The sequence below is a fragment of the Mucilaginibacter ginsenosidivorax genome, from assembly GCF_007971525.1.
In the GTDB taxonomy this organism is placed as follows: Bacteria; Bacteroidota; Bacteroidia; order Sphingobacteriales; family Sphingobacteriaceae; genus Mucilaginibacter; species Mucilaginibacter ginsenosidivorax.
This window is the reverse complement of the sequence record NZ_CP042437.1, coordinates 4,863,500-4,886,855: the sequence shown is the minus strand read 5'-3', so window position 1 is coordinate 4,886,855 and position 23,356 is coordinate 4,863,500. Positions and strand designations below refer to the sequence as shown.

Annotated in this window: 21 protein-coding genes; 8 read left to right on the top strand and 13 right to left on the bottom strand. The window is 42.3% G+C overall.

The genetic code is table 11. The annotated features are described in order from the left end of the window. Positions 1 to 107 precede the first annotated feature (107 nt). From can to FSB76_RS20450, 5 genes are all read right to left on the bottom strand, one after another. On the bottom strand, positions 108 to 770 hold the full coding sequence (gene can / locus FSB76_RS20470) for a carbonate dehydratase (RefSeq protein ID WP_147056608.1): 663 nt from the start codon (positions 768 to 770) through the stop codon (positions 108 to 110). Positions 771 to 800: 30 nt separating this feature from the next. Continuing rightward, positions 801 to 1,547 carry a YoaK family protein gene (locus tag FSB76_RS20465; protein WP_147056606.1) on the bottom strand — a complete coding sequence of 249 codons (747 nt, stop codon included), beginning with the start codon at positions 1,545 to 1,547 and terminating at the stop codon, positions 801 to 803. 185 nt (positions 1,548 to 1,732) lie between these two features. After that, positions 1,733 to 2,455 carry a carbonic anhydrase gene (locus FSB76_RS20460; protein ID WP_147056604.1) on the bottom strand — a complete coding sequence of 241 codons (723 nt, stop codon included), beginning with the start codon at positions 2,453 to 2,455 and terminating at the stop codon, positions 1,733 to 1,735. A gap of 116 nt (positions 2,456 to 2,571) precedes the next feature. Beyond that, complete coding sequence (locus tag FSB76_RS20455; RefSeq protein ID WP_147056602.1) at positions 2,572 to 4,176, bottom strand: SulP family inorganic anion transporter; 1,605 nt, start codon at positions 4,174 to 4,176, stop codon at positions 2,572 to 2,574. Positions 4,177 to 4,253: 77 nt separating this feature from the next. Then, a complete protein-coding gene (locus FSB76_RS20450; RefSeq protein WP_147056600.1) occupies positions 4,254 to 4,586 on the bottom strand; it encodes a hypothetical protein in 333 nt (110 codons plus the stop codon). A gap of 108 nt (positions 4,587 to 4,694) precedes the next feature. Between FSB76_RS20450 and FSB76_RS20445 the strand changes: the two genes are divergently transcribed. Both FSB76_RS20445 and FSB76_RS20440 read left to right on the top strand, forming a co-directional pair. Further along, positions 4,695 to 6,236 carry an acyl-CoA carboxylase subunit beta gene (locus tag FSB76_RS20445; RefSeq protein ID WP_147056598.1) on the top strand — a complete coding sequence of 514 codons (1,542 nt, stop codon included), beginning with the start codon at positions 4,695 to 4,697 and terminating at the stop codon, positions 6,234 to 6,236. An 80-nt stretch (positions 6,237 to 6,316) separates the two neighbouring features. Next, entirely contained in the window at positions 6,317 to 6,814 is a 498-nt protein-coding gene (locus FSB76_RS20440) for a 4-fold beta flower protein (RefSeq protein WP_147056596.1), read from the top strand. A 22-nt stretch (positions 6,815 to 6,836) separates the two neighbouring features. On the opposite strand, the gene FSB76_RS20435 is transcribed toward FSB76_RS20440, so the two are convergent. Next, on the bottom strand, positions 6,837 to 7,241 hold the full coding sequence (locus tag FSB76_RS20435; protein ID WP_147056594.1) for a GNAT family N-acetyltransferase: 405 nt from the start codon (positions 7,239 to 7,241) through the stop codon (positions 6,837 to 6,839). A 52-nt stretch (positions 7,242 to 7,293) separates the two neighbouring features. Next, the gene (locus FSB76_RS20430; protein ID WP_147056592.1) at positions 7,294 to 8,208 is read right to left on the bottom strand and encodes a DUF6340 family protein; all 915 of its coding nucleotides are present in this window, start codon (positions 8,206 to 8,208) and stop codon (positions 7,294 to 7,296) included. A gap of 266 nt (positions 8,209 to 8,474) precedes the next feature. Between FSB76_RS20430 and FSB76_RS20425 the strand changes: the two genes are divergently transcribed. Next, positions 8,475 to 9,590, top strand: a complete 1,116-nt coding sequence (locus tag FSB76_RS20425) for a M42 family metallopeptidase (protein ID WP_147056590.1) — start codon at positions 8,475 to 8,477, stop codon at positions 9,588 to 9,590. A 95-nt stretch (positions 9,591 to 9,685) separates the two neighbouring features. Further along, positions 9,686 to 10,588 carry a nucleotidyltransferase family protein gene (locus FSB76_RS20420; protein WP_147056588.1) on the top strand — a complete coding sequence of 301 codons (903 nt, stop codon included), beginning with the start codon at positions 9,686 to 9,688 and terminating at the stop codon, positions 10,586 to 10,588. A gap of 69 nt (positions 10,589 to 10,657) precedes the next feature. Here the strand turns inward: FSB76_RS20420 and FSB76_RS20415 are convergent, their stop codons facing one another. Next, on the bottom strand, positions 10,658 to 11,041 hold the full coding sequence (locus tag FSB76_RS20415) for a hypothetical protein (protein WP_147056587.1): 384 nt from the start codon (positions 11,039 to 11,041) through the stop codon (positions 10,658 to 10,660). Positions 11,042 to 11,486: 445 nt separating this feature from the next. On the opposite strand from FSB76_RS20415, the gene FSB76_RS20410 reads away from it, so the two are divergent. Then, positions 11,487 to 13,751, top strand: a complete 2,265-nt coding sequence (locus FSB76_RS20410; protein WP_225976259.1) for a glycoside hydrolase family 31 protein — start codon at positions 11,487 to 11,489, stop codon at positions 13,749 to 13,751. Between the two features lie 277 nt (positions 13,752 to 14,028). On the opposite strand, the gene FSB76_RS20405 is transcribed toward FSB76_RS20410, so the two are convergent. Together FSB76_RS20405 and FSB76_RS20400 are read right to left on the bottom strand one after the other, a co-directional pair. Then, complete coding sequence (locus FSB76_RS20405) at positions 14,029 to 16,452, bottom strand: zinc-dependent metalloprotease (protein ID WP_147056583.1); 2,424 nt, start codon at positions 16,450 to 16,452, stop codon at positions 14,029 to 14,031. Positions 16,453 to 16,548: 96 nt separating this feature from the next. After that, positions 16,549 to 17,154 carry a DUF4142 domain-containing protein gene (locus FSB76_RS20400; protein WP_147056581.1) on the bottom strand — a complete coding sequence of 202 codons (606 nt, stop codon included), beginning with the start codon at positions 17,152 to 17,154 and terminating at the stop codon, positions 16,549 to 16,551. Positions 17,155 to 17,407: 253 nt separating this feature from the next. Between FSB76_RS20400 and FSB76_RS20395 the strand changes: the two genes are divergently transcribed. After that, positions 17,408 to 18,361, top strand: a complete 954-nt coding sequence (locus tag FSB76_RS20395; protein ID WP_147056579.1) for a lipid A deacylase LpxR family protein — start codon at positions 17,408 to 17,410, stop codon at positions 18,359 to 18,361. A gap of 99 nt (positions 18,362 to 18,460) precedes the next feature. Here FSB76_RS20395 and arfB read toward each other — a convergent pair whose 3' ends face one another. After that, positions 18,461 to 18,871, bottom strand: coding sequence for an alternative ribosome rescue aminoacyl-tRNA hydrolase ArfB (gene arfB / locus FSB76_RS20390; RefSeq protein ID WP_147056577.1), 411 nt, complete (start codon positions 18,869 to 18,871; stop codon positions 18,461 to 18,463). Between the two features lie 390 nt (positions 18,872 to 19,261). Between arfB and cmk the strand changes: the two genes are divergently transcribed. Beyond that, entirely contained in the window at positions 19,262 to 19,939 is a 678-nt protein-coding gene (gene cmk, locus FSB76_RS20385) for a (d)CMP kinase (protein WP_147056575.1), read from the top strand. A gap of 63 nt (positions 19,940 to 20,002) precedes the next feature. Here the strand turns inward: cmk and FSB76_RS20380 are convergent, their stop codons facing one another. After that, positions 20,003 to 20,458 (bottom strand): deoxycytidylate deaminase, encoded by a 456-nt coding sequence (locus tag FSB76_RS20380; RefSeq protein ID WP_147056573.1) that lies wholly within the window; start codon positions 20,456 to 20,458, stop codon positions 20,003 to 20,005. An 88-nt stretch (positions 20,459 to 20,546) separates the two neighbouring features. Next, positions 20,547 to 22,181: an MFS transporter gene (locus tag FSB76_RS20375; RefSeq protein WP_147056571.1), complete on the bottom strand. Its 1,635-nt coding sequence runs from the start codon at positions 22,179 to 22,181 to the stop codon at positions 20,547 to 20,549. A 168-nt stretch (positions 22,182 to 22,349) separates the two neighbouring features. Between FSB76_RS20375 and FSB76_RS20370 the strand changes: the two genes are divergently transcribed. Further along, positions 22,350 to 23,006, top strand: a complete 657-nt coding sequence (locus tag FSB76_RS20370; protein WP_147056569.1) for a LysE family translocator — start codon at positions 22,350 to 22,352, stop codon at positions 23,004 to 23,006. The last annotated feature ends 350 nt before the right edge of the window (positions 23,007 to 23,356 follow it).

The following is a 23,356-nucleotide window of genomic DNA, read 5'->3' as shown; positions in this document are numbered from 1 at the left end:
GATTAACATAGCACAAAAAAAGTATATCATTTATTTTCAAACGAAAAGGGCTGTCGCAAAATGTGACAGCCCTTTTCGTTTAAAGTTATTTTATAGAGGCTATAATATTACTCAAACTTAAACACATCACCCAGGTTGGCGTTATCGCTGGTACTTACCTTCATATCTTTAATTTTGCCGGTGCTTATGCTATATACCCAGCCGTGTACGGCCAGTGGCTGCCCGTTTTTCCAGGCATTTTGTACTATAGATGTTTTGCAAAGGTTATAAACGTTCTCAATTACATTTAACTCTACCAGCCTGTTGGTGCGTTCCTGCTCATTTTCAATTGCGTCAAGTTCCGCTGCATGCAGGCGGTAAACATCTTTAATGTGGCGAAGCCAGTTATCTATCAAACCAAATTCATGGTTACTCATAGCTGCAATAACCCCCCCGCAACCGTAATGGCCGGTTACAATAACGTGTTTTACTTTCAATACATTCACCGCATAATCCAGTACCGATAACATATTCATATCTGAGTGTACCACCATATTGGCAATGTTACGGTGCACAAATATTTCGCCAGGCGATGTGTTGGTTATCTGGTTGGCCGGTACACGGCTGTCGGCGCAGCCTATCCAAAGTACCGGTGGTGTTTGGCCATTGGCAAGTTTTTTAAAATATTCAGGGTCTTCGGCTAAAGCATCGGCAATAAATTGCTCGTTACCCTCTAAAAGGCTTTCGTAGGTAATATGGCTTGTATCGTGTAATAATTTTTTGGCACACATAGTTTTTCGTAGATTATTGTTTGGTAGTTTTTATATCGATCCCCTTTTACCGGCCCAAAATAAACGGGTTATTTTGTGCAGCGCTACAGGCGACAGATCATAATATAATATCGTAAGCAAAATTAATGGAATGAAGTAAAAAATTGCAAAATCGTAAAGATTAAATAAAAATCCCCCGGCTATGGCCCCTATAAAATAAAAAGAAAGCACAGTTAAGCGTACGATAATCTTATTGCGGATAACTTTTGTTTTCTCAACGTTGGGGTGTACCCATTCAGATACATCGCCGCCTAAATCGGTAAATAAGCCCGTTAAATGAGTTGATTTAATCAATCCTCCGGATATTGTAGAGACCAGGCTATTTTGTAAACCCATGCAAAAAATGATAACACCGATTACTATTTCGCGCTCCAGGTCAGTCTCTTTATAAAAATTATGTCCGTATACAGCTACGAATAATAGCAGCAGGATCTCGATAATTATTGGTGTAGAATGCGCTTTGTACCTGCTTTTATACTCCAGCGAACGCACAATGAAGTTTGATAAAAAAGCACCGGCAAAAAACAGCAGCAGCCAAATTACAAATACAATAATTTCCCTGAAGTTTTGCTCCACAATATGCCTGGCCAGGTTGGCCACATGACCAGTAATATTGGATGTAAAGGCCAAAAACGCAACCATACCAGCCACGTTGGTAACGCCCGATACAAAAGCCGTTGATGACGCCAGCAGTAAATTTTGTTTAAGTGTGCGCTCTTCTTTTGATTGCCTTAGCATAGGTAGCCGTTGTTTATAAGCAACGGTTAAAAATAGTATAAAATTTATTGGATTACGAAAACTACAGGTAAAACAAGTATCTGCACTAAAAAACCCCGGCCATTTTCATGAGCCGGGGTTAATCAAACATAATAAACCCCAGTTGCCAATCAAACAAAGGGAGGCTATTTCAATCAAACAAAAAATTAATGTGAAGCCACTGCTTCAACGCTATCCAGTTCATACACATACCCCAAATTATGCGGGCTGCTGCTGCTCACTTTAATATCCTTCACCAAACCGGTACCTAAATCTATCACCCAGCCGTGTACTTCCAGGTCATGGCGCTCCATCCAGGCATTTTGAATAATGGATGTCTTACACAGGTTATACACCTGCTCACTTACATTCAATTCCACTAAGCGGTTTAGCTTTTGGGTTTCGTCTGTAATGCGGTCAAGCTCATGACTGTGCAGGCGGTACACATCTTTAATGTGGCGCAACCAGTTATCAATTAAGCCAAACTGCTTGTTGCTCATGGCCGCAGCAACGCCGCCGCAACCGTAATGGCCGGCAACTATCACATGCTTTACTTTAAGCACGTTAACAGCATAATCCAGAACGCTCAGCATATTCATATCCGAGTGTACGCATACGTTGGCAATATTGCGGTGTACAAACACTTCGCCTGCCTTGGTACCGGTAACCTCGTTAGCGGGTACACGACTATCTGAGCAGCCTATCCACAATACCTGTGGCGACTGGCCTTTGGCCAGGTTAGTAAAAAAGTTACTGTCTTCCTTTAGCTTTTTATCAACCCAGTCTGCATTACCGCGAATAAGCGCTTTGTAACTATCGGCCTGGGCCAGTTTTATATTAGTGGTATCAATTACCGGTTTTTCGTTTTTTTTATTTTCTATAAGTGCCATGATGTTTTTCTTTTTTGAATTGTTAAATTTATCTATGTAGAGCATTATGAGCGTGCGGTTAATTAAACAATCGCACCGGAATACTCAAAACTTAGAACTTATTACTTAAAACTTTTTTAATTAGGATTATACATTAATTCTTTTAAAGGCGGTACATCGTACTTTTCCTTCATTTCAAGTAGCTGCACTACGATGCCCTTGGTATAGGCATTGTGCTTATAATTGTGGATAATCTCCAGTACATCCGGATCTATGTAACGTGAGTTGGATCCGTCGATGATCACATCTGTTCCGCTTGGCAGGCTGGTGAGCGTAATTTGTATGGCAGCTTTATTTAAAAAGGATACCTCCTCGGCCAGTTTAATCCTGATCACCTTTTTATCGCCGTTTTTAGTAATCTGGTAAAAATACGGGTTACGCAAATTGGTGCGCAATATGTAAAAGATCCCCACAAGCATGCCAATACCAACACCTATCAACAAATCGGTTAAAACAACCGCTGCAATGGTTACCACAAACGGGATAAACTGGCTTAGCCCCTGGTGCCACATGTGTTTAAACAGGGCAATACGCGCCAGCTTATAACCTGTCATAAGCAGGATGGCTGCCAGACAGGACAACGGAATTAAATTGATTAATACCGGGATAAACAACAACGATATCAATAAAAGCAGCCCGTGAACAACCGCGCTTGTTTTGGTACGCGCGCCCGAATTAACGTTGGCCGACGACCGGACAATAACAGCCGTCATTGGCAAACCACCTAAAAGGCCGCTGGTAATGTTGCCTATACCCTGTGCCACAAGCTCGCGGTTAGTTGGCGAGATACGTTTAATAGGATCAATTTTATCAACGGCTTCCAAACTAAGCAAAGTTTCAAGGCTGGCAACCACGGCAATTGTAAAGGCGGTTATCCAAACCTGCTTATTGCCAATGCTGCTAAAATCGGCCGTTTTAAAAAGGGCAAAAAACTCCGTGCTGCTGTTTACAACAGGTATGTGTACAAATTGCTTATCAAGCAGCGCCAAACCTGTGTTTTTAAATGCCAGGCTTAAGGCAATGCCCGCCAATACAACCAACAAGGGCGCGGGCACCATAGCCATTTTCTTGAATTTTGGCCAATATATCATCAAGGCCAATGAAACTATGCTGATAATTACTGCTCCATAATTAATTTTACTTAATGCGCCCAGCACGCCCGAAAAACTATTGTGTTCATCGGCCTGGTTAAAGCCCTCATCACCTTCAAAATCAGCATCGTAGCCTACGGCATGCGGAAACTGTTTCATGATCAGGATAATGCCGATAGCGGCCAGCATCCCTTCAATTACTGCCGACGGAAAATAGTTGGCTATAGTTCCAGCCTTTAAAATCCCCAGCAAAATCTGGAAAATGCCCGCCAGCACAAGCGCCAATAAAAATGTTTCGTATGCGCCAAGGCTGGTTATAGCGTTTAATACAATAACGGTTAAACCCGCCGCCGGGCCGGCCACGCTAAGCTGCGAACCGCTTAGCGACCCTACCACCACGCCGCCAATGATACCGGTAAGCACACCGGCAAATAACGGCGCGCCAGATGCTAATGCTATACCAAGACATAAGGGTAAGGCTACCAGGAATACAACAAGACTGGCCGGAAGATCGCGTTTTAAGTTTTTGGGCAAAAAGTATTTTTGTAGGTTAAGATTGCCCACGGCAAATCCACCTTGCTTAATTGACATAAGAAATGTGTTTGAATAAAAATTTAAATGAATTGTAAAGCGTTACAGCCCGGATAGGAAATATCCGGTTAAGTCATTTAAACGTTGGGCGGGGGAGTTGGCACTACCGGGTGGTAGGTTTGTATATACAGGGCATGCTCCATGTTGTGGAGCACTTTAGTTTCGGCAACAAAAGTAATGAAATCAATACTGTGTAAATCGTACTCATCAAAAACCTTTTTCTCTTTAAACACATCCTTATCGGGCGTATCCTTTTCGGCTTTTGATTCCTGCTCCAGTTGCAAAATCACGGCACTTACGGCCTTGCTGTCAAGATATAAAAATACAGGGGCAAGCGATAAGGCCATCTTTAACATAAAGACACCCATAAACATTGCAACTACCAGTATTTTGAATTTCCTGACCTTCATTGTCACAAATATAATCAAAAATCCATCGTGCGAAAGCATGTCACAGCAGTTTTATGTACATCTTACAATTTAATTACTATTTTTAGCATGTTACAAACAACCTGAATTGTGGATAAAAAGCTTGGAGTATTAAGACAAAAACGCCAAAAAGCATTTGAAGGCGGCGGCGCGGTACGTATTGAAAGTCAGCATAAAAAAGGGAAATTAACGGCACGCGAGCGGCTCCATTTTTTAATGGACGACGGTTCGTTCCAGGAGATTGGTATGCTGGTTTCGCACCGTTCTACAGATTTTGGGATGGAGAAAGAAAAATACCCGGGCGATGGCGTTGTAACCGGTTATGGCACTGTTAACGGGCGATTGGTTTATGTTTTCTCGCAGGATTTTACCGTTTTTGGCGGCTCATTATCCGAAACGCATGCCGAAAAGATTGTGAAGATCATGGACCTGGCTATCAAAAACGGTGCTCCTGTTGTAGGCCTTAATGATTCTGGCGGTGCCCGCATCCAGGAAGGGGTTGTATCCTTAGGCGGTTATGCCGATATATTCTATAAAAACACCATGGCATCGGGTGTGGTGCCTCAAATTTCGGCAATTATGGGCCCCTGTGCCGGCGGCGCGGTATACTCTCCCGCCATTACCGATTTTATATTAATGGTTGAGCATACATCATACATGTTTGTAACCGGCCCTAACGTAGTAAAAACCGTTACCCATGAAATTGTAACATCCGAAGAACTGGGTGGCGCAACAACCCATGCCACCAAATCGGGCGTTACCCATTTTGCCTGTACCAACGAAATTGAGGCTATCCAAAACATCAAAAAACTGCTAAGCTATATGCCCCAAAATTGCGAGGACAGGGCCCCTGCCCTGCCTTATGATATTGGAAACGAGCTTCGCCCCGAATTAGATACCCTTTTACCCGAAATAGCATCGACCCCCTATGATATCCGCGAAATTATTGATCATGTAATTGATACCGGCTCATTTCTGGAAATCCATAAAGATTTTGCCGAAAATATTGTTGTTGGTTTTGCCCGCATTGCCGGTCGCAGTATAGGTATTGTTGCCAACCAGCCAGCATTTTTGGCCGGGGTGCTGGACATTAACAGTTCGACCAAGGCTGCCCGGTTTGTGCGCTTTTGCGATAGCTTCAATATACCTTTGCTGGTGTTTGAAGATGTACCCGGCTTTTTACCGGGTACCGACCAGGAATGGAATGCCATTATTACCAATGGTGCCAAACTACTTTATGCTTTTTGCGAGGCCACCGTTCCGCGTGTTACTGTAATTACGCGTAAAGCCTATGGCGGCGCTTACGATGTGATGAACTCCAAACACATAGGTGCCGATATGAACTACGCCTGGCCATCGGCCGAGATTGCTGTGATGGGTGCCAAAGGCGCTGCCGAAATTATTTTTAAACGGGAAATAAGCACAGCCGAAGACAAGGAGGCTAAATGGAAAGAAAAAGAGCAATTATACTCAGACACCTTTGCCAACCCTTATCGCGCTGCCGAACGCGGATTTATTGACGAAGTAATTGAACCGGCCGAAACCCGCCTTAAACTCATTCACGCCTTTAAAATGCTGGAGAATAAAGTGGTCAATAATCCAAGAAAAAAACACGGGAATATCCCATTGTAATAATTCCGTCCGCGATTAAAAGTTAAATAGCCATTAAACTATTTGATGCCGCCATAGTCATTATTACAAAACTTAAACTTATGCGCTACCTCATCATTCTTGCCGTAACCGCTGCCTGCCTTAATTTTAATAAAACTTTTAAACATTTACCAACATGGTATACTCATGCTACCGGGATGGCAAACGCGGGGTTAGCTACCACTAAATTTTCAGGTGACGAAATTGCTGTTTACAACAAGGCCGGAGTTGTGATAGGGTGGATACAAAACAGCATTATATTTAACTACGAGGGCAGTAAAGCATTAGCTTTTATAGACAAACAGGACGTTTTTGCATTTGGTGGCAACAATACATACTTAGGGCGGTTTCACAATGGCTTTTTCCGTGATAAAGCAGGGAATGCAGTTGCCTGGGTGCGCGGGGCCTCGGACGGGCCAATTACGCTGCCTCCCTTAGATAGAGTGGCCCCTATTTTCATGCCCGTAATAAAACCCATAACCCCGATAATAGTTACCATTACTCCGATTGAAACATATTCATGGTCGAACCTGAGCTGGGCCGATTTTATGGGGCAATAAATAAGATAGTGAAGAAACGTTTTTAAATTAAATTCTCCAATATCTCGTAATCGAAGCCATTTTTTGAAAAGAGCTGACCTGTTTGCGTAAAGCCAGCTTTCAGGTAAAAATTTATAGCCGATATGCGGGCGTTGCACCAAATGCGCCGACCGCCGTTGCGTTTAGCAAAATCGGATATGTAGGTAAGCATTGTGCTGCCAATTCCCATATTTTGCTGTCCTTCATCAACTGCAAATTTTCTGAATTGAAAATCATCGCCACGCTGAAACAAGGAAACTACGGCAACAATAGCATTGTCTTTAAAAGCTGCAAAATGGAGGCCGTCGTTATCCTCCTCCATTTCCATTTCATAAAGTTTTTGTTGCGGATATAAAACCTTTTGACGTAGCCGCCAGGTTAATTCAGGGCGTACTTGCTCTATCTGCATTTATTTTAGTTAACATTGTTTAGGCAAAACTAACTGTTTTTAGTATATCCAACTACTCTTTCATCAAATCTACAATGATAGCTTTAGCGTAATCATTCGGGTGTTTTTGATTGGATAGCTTGGCGGTTTTAAGCGCTTCTTCAATGTCGCCCTGGGCTTCGTAAACAACTGCCAGGTTATAAGCTGCTTTACTGGCCAGTTTGACATCGGCACCATCTATCAGCGGGTTTAAAATTTTAAAAGCTACATCAAATTTGCCCGCTTTAATTTGCATTACCGACGATTCGAGCTGCCCGTCATCGGCATACAATGGCCGTTCATTTGATATCGAGAAAGGTAAATAATCTTTTAGGGCATCAAGCGTAGCTTCGCGGGTGGCCGTTATTACAGCGGGCACACTGCTCCTGTATGATGAACGGTAAAATAAAGATGCAAAACCACCCGAATAAACTTCATCCTGGGGCACTTCGGCCATACCTACCATTTTTTTTGAATAAATTCCATTACTCTCAAATAACGATAGGTTGGTTTTTATTTTAGTAGCGTAATAATTAGATGCTACACCATTATAATATACCGTTTCGGGGTAAATGCCCGCAGTAACATCGTTAAGTACTAAAACATAATTGGCTTTATTCGCGGCAGCCAAAAACTTAACCGAGTCGGTATTTACAGCATAATTTATCGAATCGACAAGGTTGATGACGTGTACACCTTTTAAATATTTCAGCTGGTCGGCAGCAGTTTGGAGCGACACAACTGCCATTTTTTTCAAAACATTTATTCGCCTGTAATCCCTGATCTTAACAGAATCGGGCTGATAACGGTTTACCACCACAATGGTAGTACTATCGCGGCTAAAGCCCATTTTAGGACCATAATTAACAGGTACGGTAACGTATTGAGGTATGCTGCAGGATGTAAAAAAAACAACAATCAGGATAAAAAAAGGCGCAAATCGTTTCACGATGGGGTTTATTAAGGTATCAAAATTCAAAAATATTGTAAATATCCCATACTTACAGATTACTGTAAAGCTTACAGTTAATGACAAAAAAATAATGAAAAGGTTTAATTGCCACATGAATTAAAAAAAACATGAATTCCTGATGTAGAGATATTAAATTAACAATAAAAACGTCAATTTATTTCCATTATGGCAAGTTATTTTGAGGCAATATCAATGGCTTTATTATATTTGCTTTATTGCTTATTATAGGTTACTCAAACAAAATGGCTAAAAAGAAATCAGATCCTACTCCGCATATTTCAGTTGTAAACGAAACTTCACTGTCTTTTTTCGAAAAATATATTAACAACCCCTCGCCTACCGGTTTTGAATGGAAAGGCCAGGAATTATGGTTGGAATACCTGAAACCATACATCGATACGCATTATGTAGATAACTATGGTACAGCGGTTGGTATTATTAACCCAAAAGCCGATTATAAGGTTGTTATTGAAGCGCATGCCGATGAAATTTCATGGTTTGTAAACTACATTACCAACGATGGTTTAATATACGTTATCCGCAATGGAGGGTCAGATCACCAGATTGCGCCTTCAAAACGTGTAAACATACATACCGATAATGGCATTGTGAAAGCAGTATTTGGCTGGCCGGCAATACACACCCGTACAGGCGGCGATAAGGAAGAGGCCCCAACACTTAAAAACATCTTTTTAGATTGCGGATGCACATCAAAGGAAGAGGTAGAAAAATTGGGCATTCACGTAGGTTGTGTTATTACTTATGAGGATGAGTTTATGATCCTGAACGACCGTTACTATGTTGGCCGCGCATTGGATAACCGTGCCGGCGGCTTCATGATTGCCGAGGTTGCCCGTTTGTTAAAGGAAAACAACATTAAACTACCATTTGGCCTGTACATTGTAAATGCCGTACAGGAAGAGATTGGTTTGCGTGGCGCCGAAATGATAGCCCATAAAATAAAACCGAATGTGGCCATTGTTACCGATGTAACCCACGATACCCAAACGCCGATGATTAACAAGATTACACAGGGCGACCTAGCTTGCGGTCGGGGTCCGGTAGTATCATATGCTCCTGCTGTACAAAATAACCTGAATAAACTACTGATAGAAACTGCTCAAAAAGCCGAAATTCCTTTCCAGCGCCAGGCATCCTCACGGTCTACAGGTACCGATACCGATGCATTTGCTTACTCAAATGATGGTGTGCCATCGGCGTTAATTTCATTGCCGTTACGTTATATGCATACCACTGTTGAGATGATCCACAAACAGGATGTAGATAACGTTATCCGTTTAATTTACGAAACACTATTAAACATTACAGCCGGCCAGGATTTCAGATACATCAAATAATTAACCAGGTTAAAACAATTTTGATTTTAAACCATTTCCTTATTCTATTAGTAAAATATAATATTAGCAACTAAGTACCCCACATATACATCCTTATGAAACCCACGCTACTTATTTTGGCCGCTGGTATGGCCAGCCGTTACGGCAGTATGAAACAAGTTGACGGCTTTGGCCCCAACGGAGAAACCATAATCGATTATTCAATATATGATGCTATAAAAGCAGGTTTTGGTAAGGTAAGCTTTATCATCCGCGAAGAATTTGCAGATAATTTTAAGGCTATTTTTGAACCCAAACTAAAGGGCCGTATTGAAACCGATTACGTTTTTCAAAGTTTCGACCTGAAGCCATTTGGCATTGATAAAGAAATTGAACGCGCAAAACCCTGGGGCACTGCCCACGCGGTGCTGGCAGCACGCAACCAGGTAAATGAGCCTTTTTGCGTGATTAACGCCGACGATTTTTATGGTTACGACTCATTTGAAAAAATGGCCAAATTTTTAACTACCGAGGTTACTGATGATACTTACTCATTAATAGGCTACCAGATTGACAGGACATTATCTGACTACGGATCGGTATCGCGCGGTGTTTGTAAAGTTGATGATGCCGGCAATATGGTTGAAATTAATGAGCGTACCGAAGTTTACTTTAAAGAAGATGGCAGCGTTGCATACAAAGATGCTACGGGCGAACATGCATTAAGCAATGATACCCGCGTATCGATGAATTTCTGGGGCTTTACGCCGGCAGTTTTCAAACAAAGCGAAGAAATGTTCAGGGAATTTGTTGCCGCCAATGAAAACAATCCAAAATCGGAATTTTTTATTCCTTTGGTGGCCGATAAGCTGATCAAAGAAGATATCGCGTCATTTAAGGTTATCCCTACCGGCTCAAAATGGTTTGGTGTTACTTATAAAGAAGATAAACCTATTGTACAAAAAAGTATTTCGGAACTGGTTGCCAATGGCACCTATCCGGCAACGCTTTGGGATTAAATTCCAGTTATATAAAAAGCAAAAAAGTCTGGCGGGTCGCCAGACTTTTTTGCTTTTTATATAACTGGATTAGTCAACAAAGAAGAATCTCTTTTTGTTGTTCTCATCGTAAACATGCACGGTTTTTATAACCACCTGGTCGTTTGATTTAATCTCGAATTTATAATCGCCGTTGTCAAGGCTGGTTAGCACATAGCCTTTTTCTACCTCAACTTTGCTGGGCAAAAAGTCTTCCATCAAAATATTGTTTGCCTGGTCAAAAATGGTTACATATGATTTGCTGGCTTCAGATTTTGAAATGATTACCGCAACACCACGATCGTGTTTTAATGACGATACGGTAATTACATCTTTACTTTTTTCGGTATGGCCTTTGGCATTGGCAGCTGCTGAAGTAAAAATGCCTGCGCTTAATAACAAGAATAATGCTGATAATTTGATTGAATTTTTCATGATCTTTTTATTTTTTAAATGTTGTTTTTAAATGTGTTTGTTATTTTCAATATTCAAAACAACAACATCTTTTGCAGTTGTTAAAACCAAATAGACAAGCTATAAGTAGTTATAGACCAACCGCTTATAACAATCTACAAACTGTTAAAAACACACAATCCGGCGGCTTACCATGCCTTGATAGTTCAATATGAACTGTTCATCGATGCGTTTTTGGTGTTCATCGGTTATGAGGGCATAATTGGCTTGTGTTAAGTCGATAGTAATAAGTCGTAAGTCTAAAGTTGCTTTTTCTCTTTTTGGGCTTAGAACTTAAGATTTTGGGCTGAAGACTATCCGTCAATTTATCGTTGACACGATACTGATTTACTTTTATAAAAACTATTAAAACTTAATGGCGTTGCTTTTTTGTGCCTTACTATCAATTGCACCGGCATGTTACCATATGGAAATAGAAATATTAGGGAACGTACAAAGCTTTAAACAGCAGGGCGGCTTGCTAACCATTAAAACAATAGAAGCAGAAGCAAAGGTGTATGTTTACAGCCCGACAATCATCCGGGTTAATATCAGTAAAAAGCATAGTAAGCCGGATAGCTCTTATGCTGTGATTCGTAACGCTGATGCGCACCTGGAGTTTACCGAATCAGCCGATGCTATCGAAATCAATACCACCGCTATAAAACTCCGTATTCAAAAATCACCGCTGAGATTTAACTTTTTTACGGCCGACGGCAAGCCGATAAGCCAGGACGATAATCGTTTTGGCACCAACTGGCAAGGCGGGCGTGTAGTTACTTACCGTAAATTATACGCCGATGAAAAGTTCATTGGCTTGGGCGAGAAAGCAGGCAATCTTGACCGGCGCGGAACATCGTACGTTAACTGGAATACCGACGCTGTTGACTACAATAACAAAAGCGACCCTTTATACAAAACGTTTCCGTTTTTTATCGGCCTGCATAGCGGGCTAACCTATGGTTTGTTTCTGGACAATACCCACAAAAGCTATTTCGATTTTGGTGCCACTACGGATGATGAAATGAGCTGGTTTGGTGCCGATGGCGGCGACATGAACTATTATTTTTTCGGCGCGCAGGGTGTGGCGAAAATTATTGAGGATTATACCTGGCTCACCGGCCGTATGGAAATGCCCCCATTATGGAGCCTTGGTTACCAGCAGTGCCGCTGGAGTTATATGAGCGCCAAAGAGGTGTTAAAAATTGCCAAAACCTTTCGCAAAAAAAAGATCCCGGCCGATGTGATGTATTGCGACATTGACTATATGGAGGGCTTCAAAATTTTCACCTGGAACAAAAAAACTTTTTCTGATCCACAGGCCATGATGAACGAGCTAAAAAAGATGGGCTTTCATTTGGTTACCATAGTTGATCCGGGAATAAAGATTGAAGAAGGCTATAAGCAATATGATGAAGGCGTAGCTAACGATTATTTTGCCAAATATCCCGATGGTGAAAATTATACCGGATACGTTTGGCCAGGGCGCTGCCACTTCCCCGATTTTTTCAGGGATGATGTACGTGAGTGGTGGGGAGCAGCTTTTACCGCGTTGACCGATGTTGGTGTAGACGGCTTTTGGAACGATATGAACGAACCGGCAGCCTGGGGACAAAACATCCCATGGATGGTAAAATTTGCTGATAAATATATGCCCGAAGTACGTAATGCCTATGGTATGCAAATGGCCAGGGCCACTTACGGGGGCACAAGAAAACTACTGAATAACAAACGACCATTTGTACTCACCCGGGCTGCATACGCCGGCACACAGCGCTATTCGGCCGTTTGGACGGGAGATAATACCGGCACAGACGAGCACATGCTTTTGGGCCAGCGTTTGGTAAACAGCCTTGGTATTACCGGCATGGCTTTTACCGGCGTAGATATCGGCGGTTTTAGCGCCAACCCAACGCCCGAGCTAATGGTACGATGGAACTCGTTGGGTATATACACGCCGATGTTTCGTAATCATGCCATAAAGGGCAGCAAAATGCGCGAACCATGGGAATGGGGTGATGCTAATGAGCAGATTATCAAAAAAGATATTGAGCAACGGTATAAGCTACTCCCCTACATTTATTCGGCCTTTTATCAATCCACACAAACGGGCCTGCCCATTAGCCGTACATTGGCCATCGGGTTTCCGTTTGACGAGAAAGTATATTTCGAACGTTTTCAAAATCAGTTTATGTTTGGCGATGCCTTGTTGGTTGCGCCGGTTGAAAGCGATAAACTAACAACCGATGTTTACCTACCCAAAGGCAACTGGTACCAATTAAGTACCGGCGAAAAACTCAAAGGTGGTAAAATTGTAAAAGTAGCATCGCCATTAACTGACTTACCGGTATTTGTAAAAGCAGGTGCAATTATACCAATACAAAGCATAACGCAAAGTACCGCCGCTAAAGGCGATGGAATCTTGCAACTCCACATCTGGAATGGCAAAGAAGCCACTGATTTTTTGTATTATGAAGATGACGGATCGTCTTACGATTATGAGCAGGGGGCTTATTATAAACGTACCATTAGATTTGATCCGAAGAAAAAAAGCGTCACATTATCGGCAGTTGAGGGGATGTTTTTTTCGAGGTTTGATAAACTAAGTATTGTTTGGCATGGATTTGAAAGAGGGGCAAATGATAAGGTTGTTGATTTTGTGAAAGAGGAGATGGCGGTAAGATTTGTCTGAACCAGAATTTTTCAAAATTAGAGAATTAACAGAATTTTGCCTGAACCTGAATTACTAAACGAATTTTTAGATTTACTCGAATTTGCTTTTAAAATTCTGTTAATTCTATAATTCGTTTAATTCCGATTCAGACAAAGCATTAGCGATTGCAGCGGATACCGGCCTCGCGCTTAAGGCCTTGTGCGCGTATGAGCGTAAAGCGCGGCCCGCAGGGAATGCCATGAAAAAGAGCAAAGATTTTCAAGGGCTTATCGTAATCGTAGATTTATCATTTTTCTTAATCCATCCCAATCGGCGATCCATCCGGCATATTCAGCACCGGTGCGGGTTGAAATTTATCGGGATTTTTCTCAAACTCATTGATTTGTGATAAGCCGAACAGCAAATTAGCTTTACTGTTACCTGCGGCAGTAAGCGTAGCTGTTTTCATCCACTTTTTAAGGTCATCTATCTGGAGTAAAGCAATACCACGAACGCTTTCAGGGGCGCTGGTTGTGGCCGCCAGGGTTAATATCTGCCTAAGGGCAAGGTTATTTACCAGGCGTTGCAGCTCGCCTTTATAGCCTGCTGGTTGCGGGGCTTTCCAGGTTTGGGCTACCAGTTTGTTCAAAACAGGTAAAAGGCCCGGCTGGGTATTATCGCGCGATTGGTATTCAACCAGCCTGGCGGCCCGTTCGGGTTGCAACATGAACGATAAGGTTGCAGCGGCGGCAGATTCTGCAGCAGCCATCGGATCAAAAGTCAGGCCGGTATGCGATTTGAAGGTTTCCCTTGTACGGGGATAACCAATGGGGCGCGGTGGTATTTTCTCTATCAACTTTTCGGGCAGTGCCAGTGCATCGGGGCTGATGGTACCCATCAGCGCATTAAAAGCCTTCCATTGCTCGGCAGGGGGCACAAATTTAGTAATGGTTTGCCCATCGTTTTTAAGTGCGAAAGTATAATATAAGCCTCCTATCATTTTCGAAGCAGCCTCGGCCTGGAAACGGTGAATCAGGTACATCGGTACCAATACCTCTTCCAGCGTGGCCATCGGCGCATCCTGCCGAATGGCTTTTTCCGAAAAATTATCCAGCACATGTTTGCGTAATGCCATCAGGCGGTTAAGTTCATCGGCGGCATTGGTGCCGCTGTCCCATAAATGGGCTTGCGGGTGAGCGCTGCCGGCAGGCCGGGCATCATCGTCAGATATAAATAAAAAGCCTTGTTTAATGGTTTCGGTAATGATGCCTTTTAAAACTTCATCCTCATTTGTGCCTTTGGCAAAATCCTGGTAACCATAAAGGATGGCGCGTTTGTCATATTCGCCAATTTCGGTGCGATAAGCTTTGCTCAGGTCGATAGTACCATCTGCAACCAGGCTAATAACCGGTGGCGGATAATCCATTACAGATGCCCTGCCATTTACACTCGCGGTAAAATTATGCTGCAAGCCCAGGGTATGACCAACCTCGTGGGCTGCCAATTGCCGTAACCGGGCGAGGGCCATTTTCAGCATTTTATCACTTGTTGGCTTTCCATCTTCATAAGGCTGAACCAATCCTTCGGCAATCAGGAAATCCTGTCTGTCGCGCAGGGAGCCAAGGGAAACCTGTCCTTTAATAATTTCGCCTGTACGCGGGTCATCAATCGATTCGCCGTATGACCATCCCCTGGTTGAGCGGTGGATCCACTGGATAATATTGTAGCGGATGTCCATAGGGTCGGCATCCTCAGGCAGTAATTTAACCTGGAAAGCGTTTTTATACCCGGCAGCCTCGAAAGCCTGGTTCCACCAGCTGGCGCCTTCTACCAGGGCGTTGCGCACAAGTTCGGGCGCGCCACGGTCGACATAATAAATGATGGGGTTTACGGGTTCACTAATTGCCGCAGCAGGGTCCTTTTTTTCCAACCGGTGACGGGTAAGCATCCGTTTCATGATAGGCTCATCAATAGGCGTAGCGTAATCCATATACTCCACATCATAATAGCCTGATCGCGGATCGAAGTTTCGCTTTTTATAGCCATCGTCAGGTAGTTTTATAAACGACTGGTGCATCCTTACGGTAACAGCATTAGGATCGGGCGTTACCGAGCTAATCTCGTAGCCTTTGCCTTTTCCGGCCAGGGTAATAGTGGCCTCAAATTCCGAATTATCAGGAAAGCTTTTTGTATTGGGTAAATACACCGCCGACCGGCCATCATCAAAACTAAAACTACCCTGGTTATTATCATTCAATCTGTCGGCAATTTTATGGCTATCGCGCAGCAAAAAGGGTGTAAAATCAACCAAAACCTTATTGCCATCCTGGGCTACAACCGTAGTACCCCAAATAGCCGATTGTGCAAAGGCTTCTTCTACAGATTTACGCTCATCGGCATTATTACTGATAGCCCGGTAGCTATAATTGGGTTGCATCAGCAATACTTTAGGGCCGCTCTTAATGAATTTTACTATGCGGCTGCCACCAATTTGCCCCCTATCCAAACCCAGGTCGTTTGATCCAACACCCGCAGGCATCGAGTTTACGTACAGAAACTCCTGGTCAAATTTATCAATCTCTAAAAAGATCTTCCCGGTTTTCTCATCCCAATAAAAGTTGAAGTAGCCTTTGTATTTGGTAAAGCCTTTTGTTTTGGCGGTAATTTCATCGGTTTGTTGGGCTTTAACATTCGAAATAAAAACCAATAAGGCTAAAAAGAGCAGGTAAACTTTTTTCATAGGGCGGGCCAATCTGTTGTTAAGCCCTAAAATAGGTATAAAAACAGAAAAGGAGGTAAAATTACCTCCCTTCCATTGTTATAAAATCAGCATTAATTATTTCATACCTTTTTTAATCGCCTCTATTTCGGCAAGGTGACCTTTAATAGTAGGTAAAGTTTTTTCGGCAAAAGCCTTCAAATCTGCATCCTTGCAGTTTTTAGCGGCATCTTCAAACATTGATATTGTTTTCTTGTGTCCGTCAACCATGGCATCTACGTAAGCTTTGTCAAAATCGCTGGCCGATTTCTTTGAAAGATCTGCCAATTCTTTTTGCTTATCTTCGCTTGGAGCGGCAGGTAACGTAATATTTTTGGTTTTGGCAATAGCCATCAACTCGTCGTTTGCCTTGCCATGGTCGGCCACCATCATCGCAGCAAAATCTTTAACTTTTTGATTTAAGGCTTTGGTTTCGGCAACTTTGGCTACCGCAACTTCGGCCATGCCACCGTTGGCAGCGTCAACTGCAAATTTTGCATCATCTTTATCAACAGCAATGCCTTTAGCTCCGGTTACGCCTGCGGTATCTTTAACCGCCATTGTTGATGTGTCTTTAACGGCATTGGTACTGTCGGCAGCATCTTTACTGTCTTTGGCACCGCCGCATGATTGGAACGATAAGGCTGCAATTGCCATCATCGCCATTAAACTTAACTTTTTCATAGTAGTGATTTATTTATGTTTTTATAGGCAACAACTTTTATTCAGATAAGTTTTATTTTCTTATTTGTAAAATAAATTACGTTCATATCAACATGCCGCCTAATTCCAGTCGCGGATTTACCTCTTCCTTCCCCACAAGCATTCTACCAACCAAACATTCTTGACTTTTTAATTTTGACTTTTGACTTATAAGGCGCTTTAACATATAAATCGCTCAAAATTTCTATATTGGTAGCCTATATATTTATACTAAATGCTAAATAAGTTTTTCTTTACGCTGGTATGCCTGTTGGGCTGTACCACATTGTTTGCCCAGCAACATAGCCAGGAGTTTGGCATCCAAACAGATAACGACTCGTACCTGGGGCAGGGGTCTGACAGGTATTATACCAATGGTATTTTCTTTTATTACCGCAAGGCTTTAAAAGTGGCAGATGCGGGAAAACTTCAAAACAAAATTTTGGGCATCGAATTAGGTCAAAAAATGTTTAATGCACAATCAGGTTACGTAAGGGATGCAGGTGATGTCGACCGGCCTTTTGCCGCATATACGTATGTAGGTGGTACCTTAAACCTGTTATATAAAAACGAAAGCACCCTTAAGCTTGGTGCCCAGATAGGCCTGGTTGGCCCTGCAGCCGGCGGCGAGCCTGTTCAAAAACTTATTCATAACACATTTGGCTTTTATACACTAAACGGCTGGCAATACCAGATCAGGAATGATGTTGAGCTCAATCTATCTGCCGAATATAACAAACTGCTTGCCCGTGCATCATGGGCAGATGTAAGCCTGGCCAGTTATGCCAACTTAGGTACCGGGTTTACTGGCGCCGGGTTAGGGCCGCTGTTTCGCCTGGGTAACTTTAACCAGCTATTCAACTCAATAAGCACGCAAAGCACAGCATCGTTAACACCTCAAAGCAATTTATTGCACAAGCAGGAATTGTTTTTTTATTATAAACCGCAAATAAATGCCGTAGTTTACGATGCCACCATACAAGGCGGCCTTTTTAGCAGCCATGATCCTAATAGCCTGGAAATTACCGGCACCAAAAAGACCTTTGTTTTTAGCCAGCAGTTTGGCGTGGGCTTTAGCTTTACCCGTTTCACTTTTGATGTCGCCGCTATTTTCCACACCCGCGAAGTAGAAACAATGGTACATTCGCACCAATGGGCGGCAATAACCGGGGTTTATCGGTTTAAGTAAACTTCTATTTGAAAATTTGAGGATTTGAAAATTTGAGAATGATAACAATTGAAGTTTTATTCTGCATTGATTTTAAAAATTTTCAAATCCTCAAATTAACTAATCGTCATGATTAGTTCCCCTGTTTTCCTTTTTTGCCGATTGTTTCTTTTTGTTATCTAACCGGGCAGCTTTGGCGGCTTTACTTACTTTGGTTGGTTTCCGTACTTTTTGTACCTCCAGCGCGCGACCTAATAAGGCAATCAGCCTTTCAACCGCTTTTTCTTTATTAAGGTATTGGCTGCGTTCTTCATCGCAAATTACTTGTACCAGGCCGTCTTTATTTAACCGGTTTTGCAATTTTCCGGCGAGCAATATTTTCTCATCATCATTAAATAACGCCGAAGCGGCAACATCAAACAAAAGCTCAACCTTGCTTGATACTTTGTTTACGTTTTGGCCCCCCTTGCCCCCACTCCGTGATGTTTTGTAAGTTATTTCTTTTTGTAAATCGGCTTTATTCAGGTTCATTTTCCAAATGTAGCTTTTTTAAGTTGATTAGGTTGATTAGGTTGATTAGGTTGATTAGGTTGATTAGGTTGATTAGGTTGATTAGGTTGATTAGGTTGATTAGGTTGATTAGGTTGATTAGGTTGATTAGGTTGATTAGGTTGATTAGGAATACGCCAAAGCTTGCATTGTTTTAAATTTTTGAACTTTTTTACTTAATCAACCATTCAACTCAATCAATTTAATCAACCACTTACTCAATCAACTTAATCAACCACTCACTCAATCAACTTAATCAACTTAATCAACCATTCACTCAATCAACTTAATCAACCACTCACTCAATCAACTTAATCAACTACTCACTCAACCATCCAACAATCAACAAAAATCACTATTTTAGCGGCTCTTATGAGCAACAATATCGTAGTAGCAATTGATGGTTATTCATCATGTGGTAAAAGCACTTTAGCAAAGGCTTTAGCAAAAAAACTTCATTTTATTTATGTAGATAGCGGCGCAATGTACCGGGCTGTGGCTTTGTATTTTCTGCGTAATAACATCGATCTGACTAATCATGAACAGATTGCCGACGCGCTGAACAATATCCATCTTAACTTTCACTCCAGGGATTACAAAACACACATCACGCTTAACGATGAAGAAGTATCTGACGAGATACGCCAGATGCATGTGGCCGACAAGGTAAGCACCATTGCGGCAATACATGAAGTGCGCGTGGCCATGGTAAAACAGCAGCAGCGCATGGGCAAATCAAAAAACATTATTATGGATGGCCGCGATATTGGCACCGTAGTATTCCCGAATGCGCAGGTAAAGCTATTTATGACTGCCGACCCAAAGATTCGCGCCGAGCGCCGGTATAAAGAGCTATTGCCCACCAACCCCGAAATAACGTTAGAAGAAATTTTTGATAACCTGGCCCACCGCGATTACCAGGACACCACCCGCAAGGAAAGCCCGTTGACACGTGCGGAGGATGCTATTATTTTAGATAATACCGATTTGAGCCCGGACGAACAACTACTATTCGCGCTTAGCCATATTGAACCTTTCCTGGCCGATTAAAGCCAGGTTGCCGTTTACCGCAAATATTGTCATTACTCCCCGGCCAAAAAAAGGCCGGGCATTCTAATCTTCTGTAAACCTTACTGTTGGCACGCCAAAACGGTTCAAAAAATCAACTCCTTCGTCGCTGCCAATGCCTTTGTACTCAGCGTATGATTTATCAAAATAAACTTTGGTAATGCCTGCCGAATAAATGAGACGCGCACAGGCAATACAAGGCGAAAGCGTAGTGTAAAGCGTTGCCCCCTCCAGCTTTGCGCCGCTTTTTACGGCGTATAAAATCGCGTTTTCTTCGGCATGCAACGCTAATGAACAACTTCCTTTTGAATCGCGTGCGCAGCCCTGGCCGGGCCACTCCTCGTCGCAGTTGTGCGTGCCCGCAGGCGGGCCGTTATAACCGATGGATATAATACGGGTATCGCGGGTTAAAACAGCACCTACGTGGGCTTTAACGCAGTGCGAACGTTTAGCCAGGTCGGTTGCCAGGTTCATGAATATCGAATCGAAACTTGGTTTCATAGTTAAATCGTTTGGTCATTAACGCCATTGGGTCATTAAATCAGTGAAAATGACTTAATGACCCAATGACTTATGACAGTATTAAAAATTAGTGGCCTGCTGCAACTTCAACATGGTCAAGGTCGATGCCCTGGCTACGCAACTCGCGGCTTACTTTCCAGGCAAAATAAGCAAGGTATGCAAAGCCTAACACCGGTACAATATAGGAGAAGTGAATGCCACTCATGCCTGGAATAACATTACCGGCACCATCAGCAACTTTTCCCTGCAGCGGAGGGATAATAGAGCCTCCCAAAATCATCATGATCAGGAATGCAGATCCCTGGCTGGTGTATTTGCCTAAACCGGTAATAGCCAAAGAGAATATAGACGGCCACATGATGGAGCAGCATAAGCCACCGCTGATGAATGAGAATGTAGCAACTTTACCGGTAGTAAATAAACCAACCAGCATAAATGCTACACCTAATAAACCCAATACCGATAATGTACGGGTAGGTTTTTGCTGACCAATAAAGAACGCAACAATAAGGATTGCTACGCATGCTGCATAACCATAAAGGTTACTTACGTTTACGCCGGTGGCAGCATTAACCAATAATACTATACCAAACGCTATAAAAGGTATCAGAATGGTTAACACATATTTAACCGTTTTGGATAGGTTAAACGCGCCTATAGCACCGGCAAAACGACCGATCATCAAACTCCCCCAATACAATGAAATATAAGGCGCTATATCCGATTCTTTGAACGAGCCAAACTCAGGCGTTTTTAATAACGATCCCATGTTGCTTTGAATAGTAACCTCGGTACCTACATAAGTAAATATAGCCAGCATACCTAAAATCAATTGCGGGTATTGCATAGCGCCCCAACCCTCTTTGCTTTGCTTGGCGGCAAAAATGGTTCCTACCAGTGTTAATACAATTATAGCTAATGATGCATATACAAAATACTGGCTCGGAATATGGATAGCTTTGCTGATGGGGTCGGCAGCTAAGATTAAACAAAATGCCAAAAACATAATTAAAAGCGGAGTATTGGCCTTAGGACTTGGTTCAATCTTCTCGTCGCTGGTAACTTTTGGCAAATTGGAAAACCAGAAAAATATGGCAACCGCTATAAATAAACCGGCAAGCATGTAGTATAGATTATTCACTGAAGAAATTTGCACGTCTTTCGCCTCGATTTTAGCTGCAGCCGATCCGAACAAAATAATACCTACCACTACGGGGCCTAATAAACCACCAATGTTGTTTATGCTACCCGCAAAGTTTAAACGGTTTGATCCGGTTTCGGGCGGGCCTAAAGCAACCACAAACGGGTTAGCCGCGGTTTGCTGTAACGAAAATCCAACTGCGATAATAAAAAATACGGTTAATATTAAACCGAATGAACCTGATGCTATTGCAGGGACCATTCCCAAAGCGCCAACTGCTGATACAACCAATCCTAAAATAATGCCATTTTTATAACCCATTTTATTCATGATATCAACCTTGCTGATAGATGAAGCAAAATACAGGATTAATGAACCTATAAAATAACCGCCATAAAAGGTAAAATCAATCAACTGTGATTCAAACTGGGTTAGATGAAAGTGTTCTTTACAAAAAGGTATGAATACACCGTTGGAGGCGGCTAAAAAGCCCCAAAAGAAAAATACAGTTATCAGCGTGTAAAGTGCCGAACTGTAACTTTTAGCATTGTTTTGTTCCATTTTTAAATTAGGTTATACAGAATAGATTTTGAATCGTTAAACATAATTGATTTTTTGTAAAACTGGTCATACTATTTTAAATTAAAATAAATCACAATTTTAAGTTTCGTTGTTTATGAGATAAAATTGCATATTCGCATTGTTCAAAAATGAACAAAGCCTAACTTAATGATAAAAGCCATTATTTCGGGAATTGGGTTTGGATTAGTGTTGACGTTTTTAACTGGCCCGGTCTTTTTTGCTCTCATTAAAACCAGCATCGAAAAAGGTTTCCATGCAGGTGTTGCTCTTGCACTCGGCGTTGTAAGCAGTGATGTTTTTTTTGTGGGCGCCTTACTGTTTGGTTCACAATACATCGATGTATCTGACCACACTAAGCTCATAGCCGGCATTATCGGCGCAGCAATATTGTTCGCTTTAGGACTTTATTACTTTTTCAAAAAAGCCGAGATCAATTACGATAACAAAGTACCTACCAGTGCCGATAGGTTTGGCTATTTCCTGAAAGGTTTCCTGATGTGCATTTTTAACCCTACCCTACTGTTCCATTGGACAGTGGTTATCGGTGCCGCCAGTACTACGTTCCTGGTTGGAACGCCTCACAGATCATTCCACATAGCGGTAATGTTTCTTACCATTCTTATCCTACAGTTTGGCATGGATACACTTAAAGCCTTTTATGCCGATAAGCTGCGCGACAAAATTTCCGTTAAACTTATTCACCGCCTCAACGAGGTTGCGGGTATAGCGCTGATCATCGCGTCGTTGGTACTCATCGATAAACTGGTTACGCACTTTGTGTTTTCGGCACCGGGAGCTGCATAGACCGCAATCATTGGTATTTGTCTTTACATTCACGTCATTGCGAGGAACGAAGAATCTATTCACCGCCATGAATAACCGACAGAAATGTTCGCGAATAGATGCTTCGTTCCTACCCATGACAAGTTTCATTTTCTGTCATCCTGAGCGATAGCGAAGGATCTATTGTACGCCATGCGTAACCGCCAACAACGTTCGTGAATAGATCCTTCGTACCTCAGGATGACAGTCGTTTATTTTTGATTGTCATTCTCCCTTCAGAATTTCGCGAAATTTTACCACTCAGCATGACAGGAGGTATTTTACATCATGTAACCCTTTAAAGTCCGCAGATTTAACTGCTCACGATGACA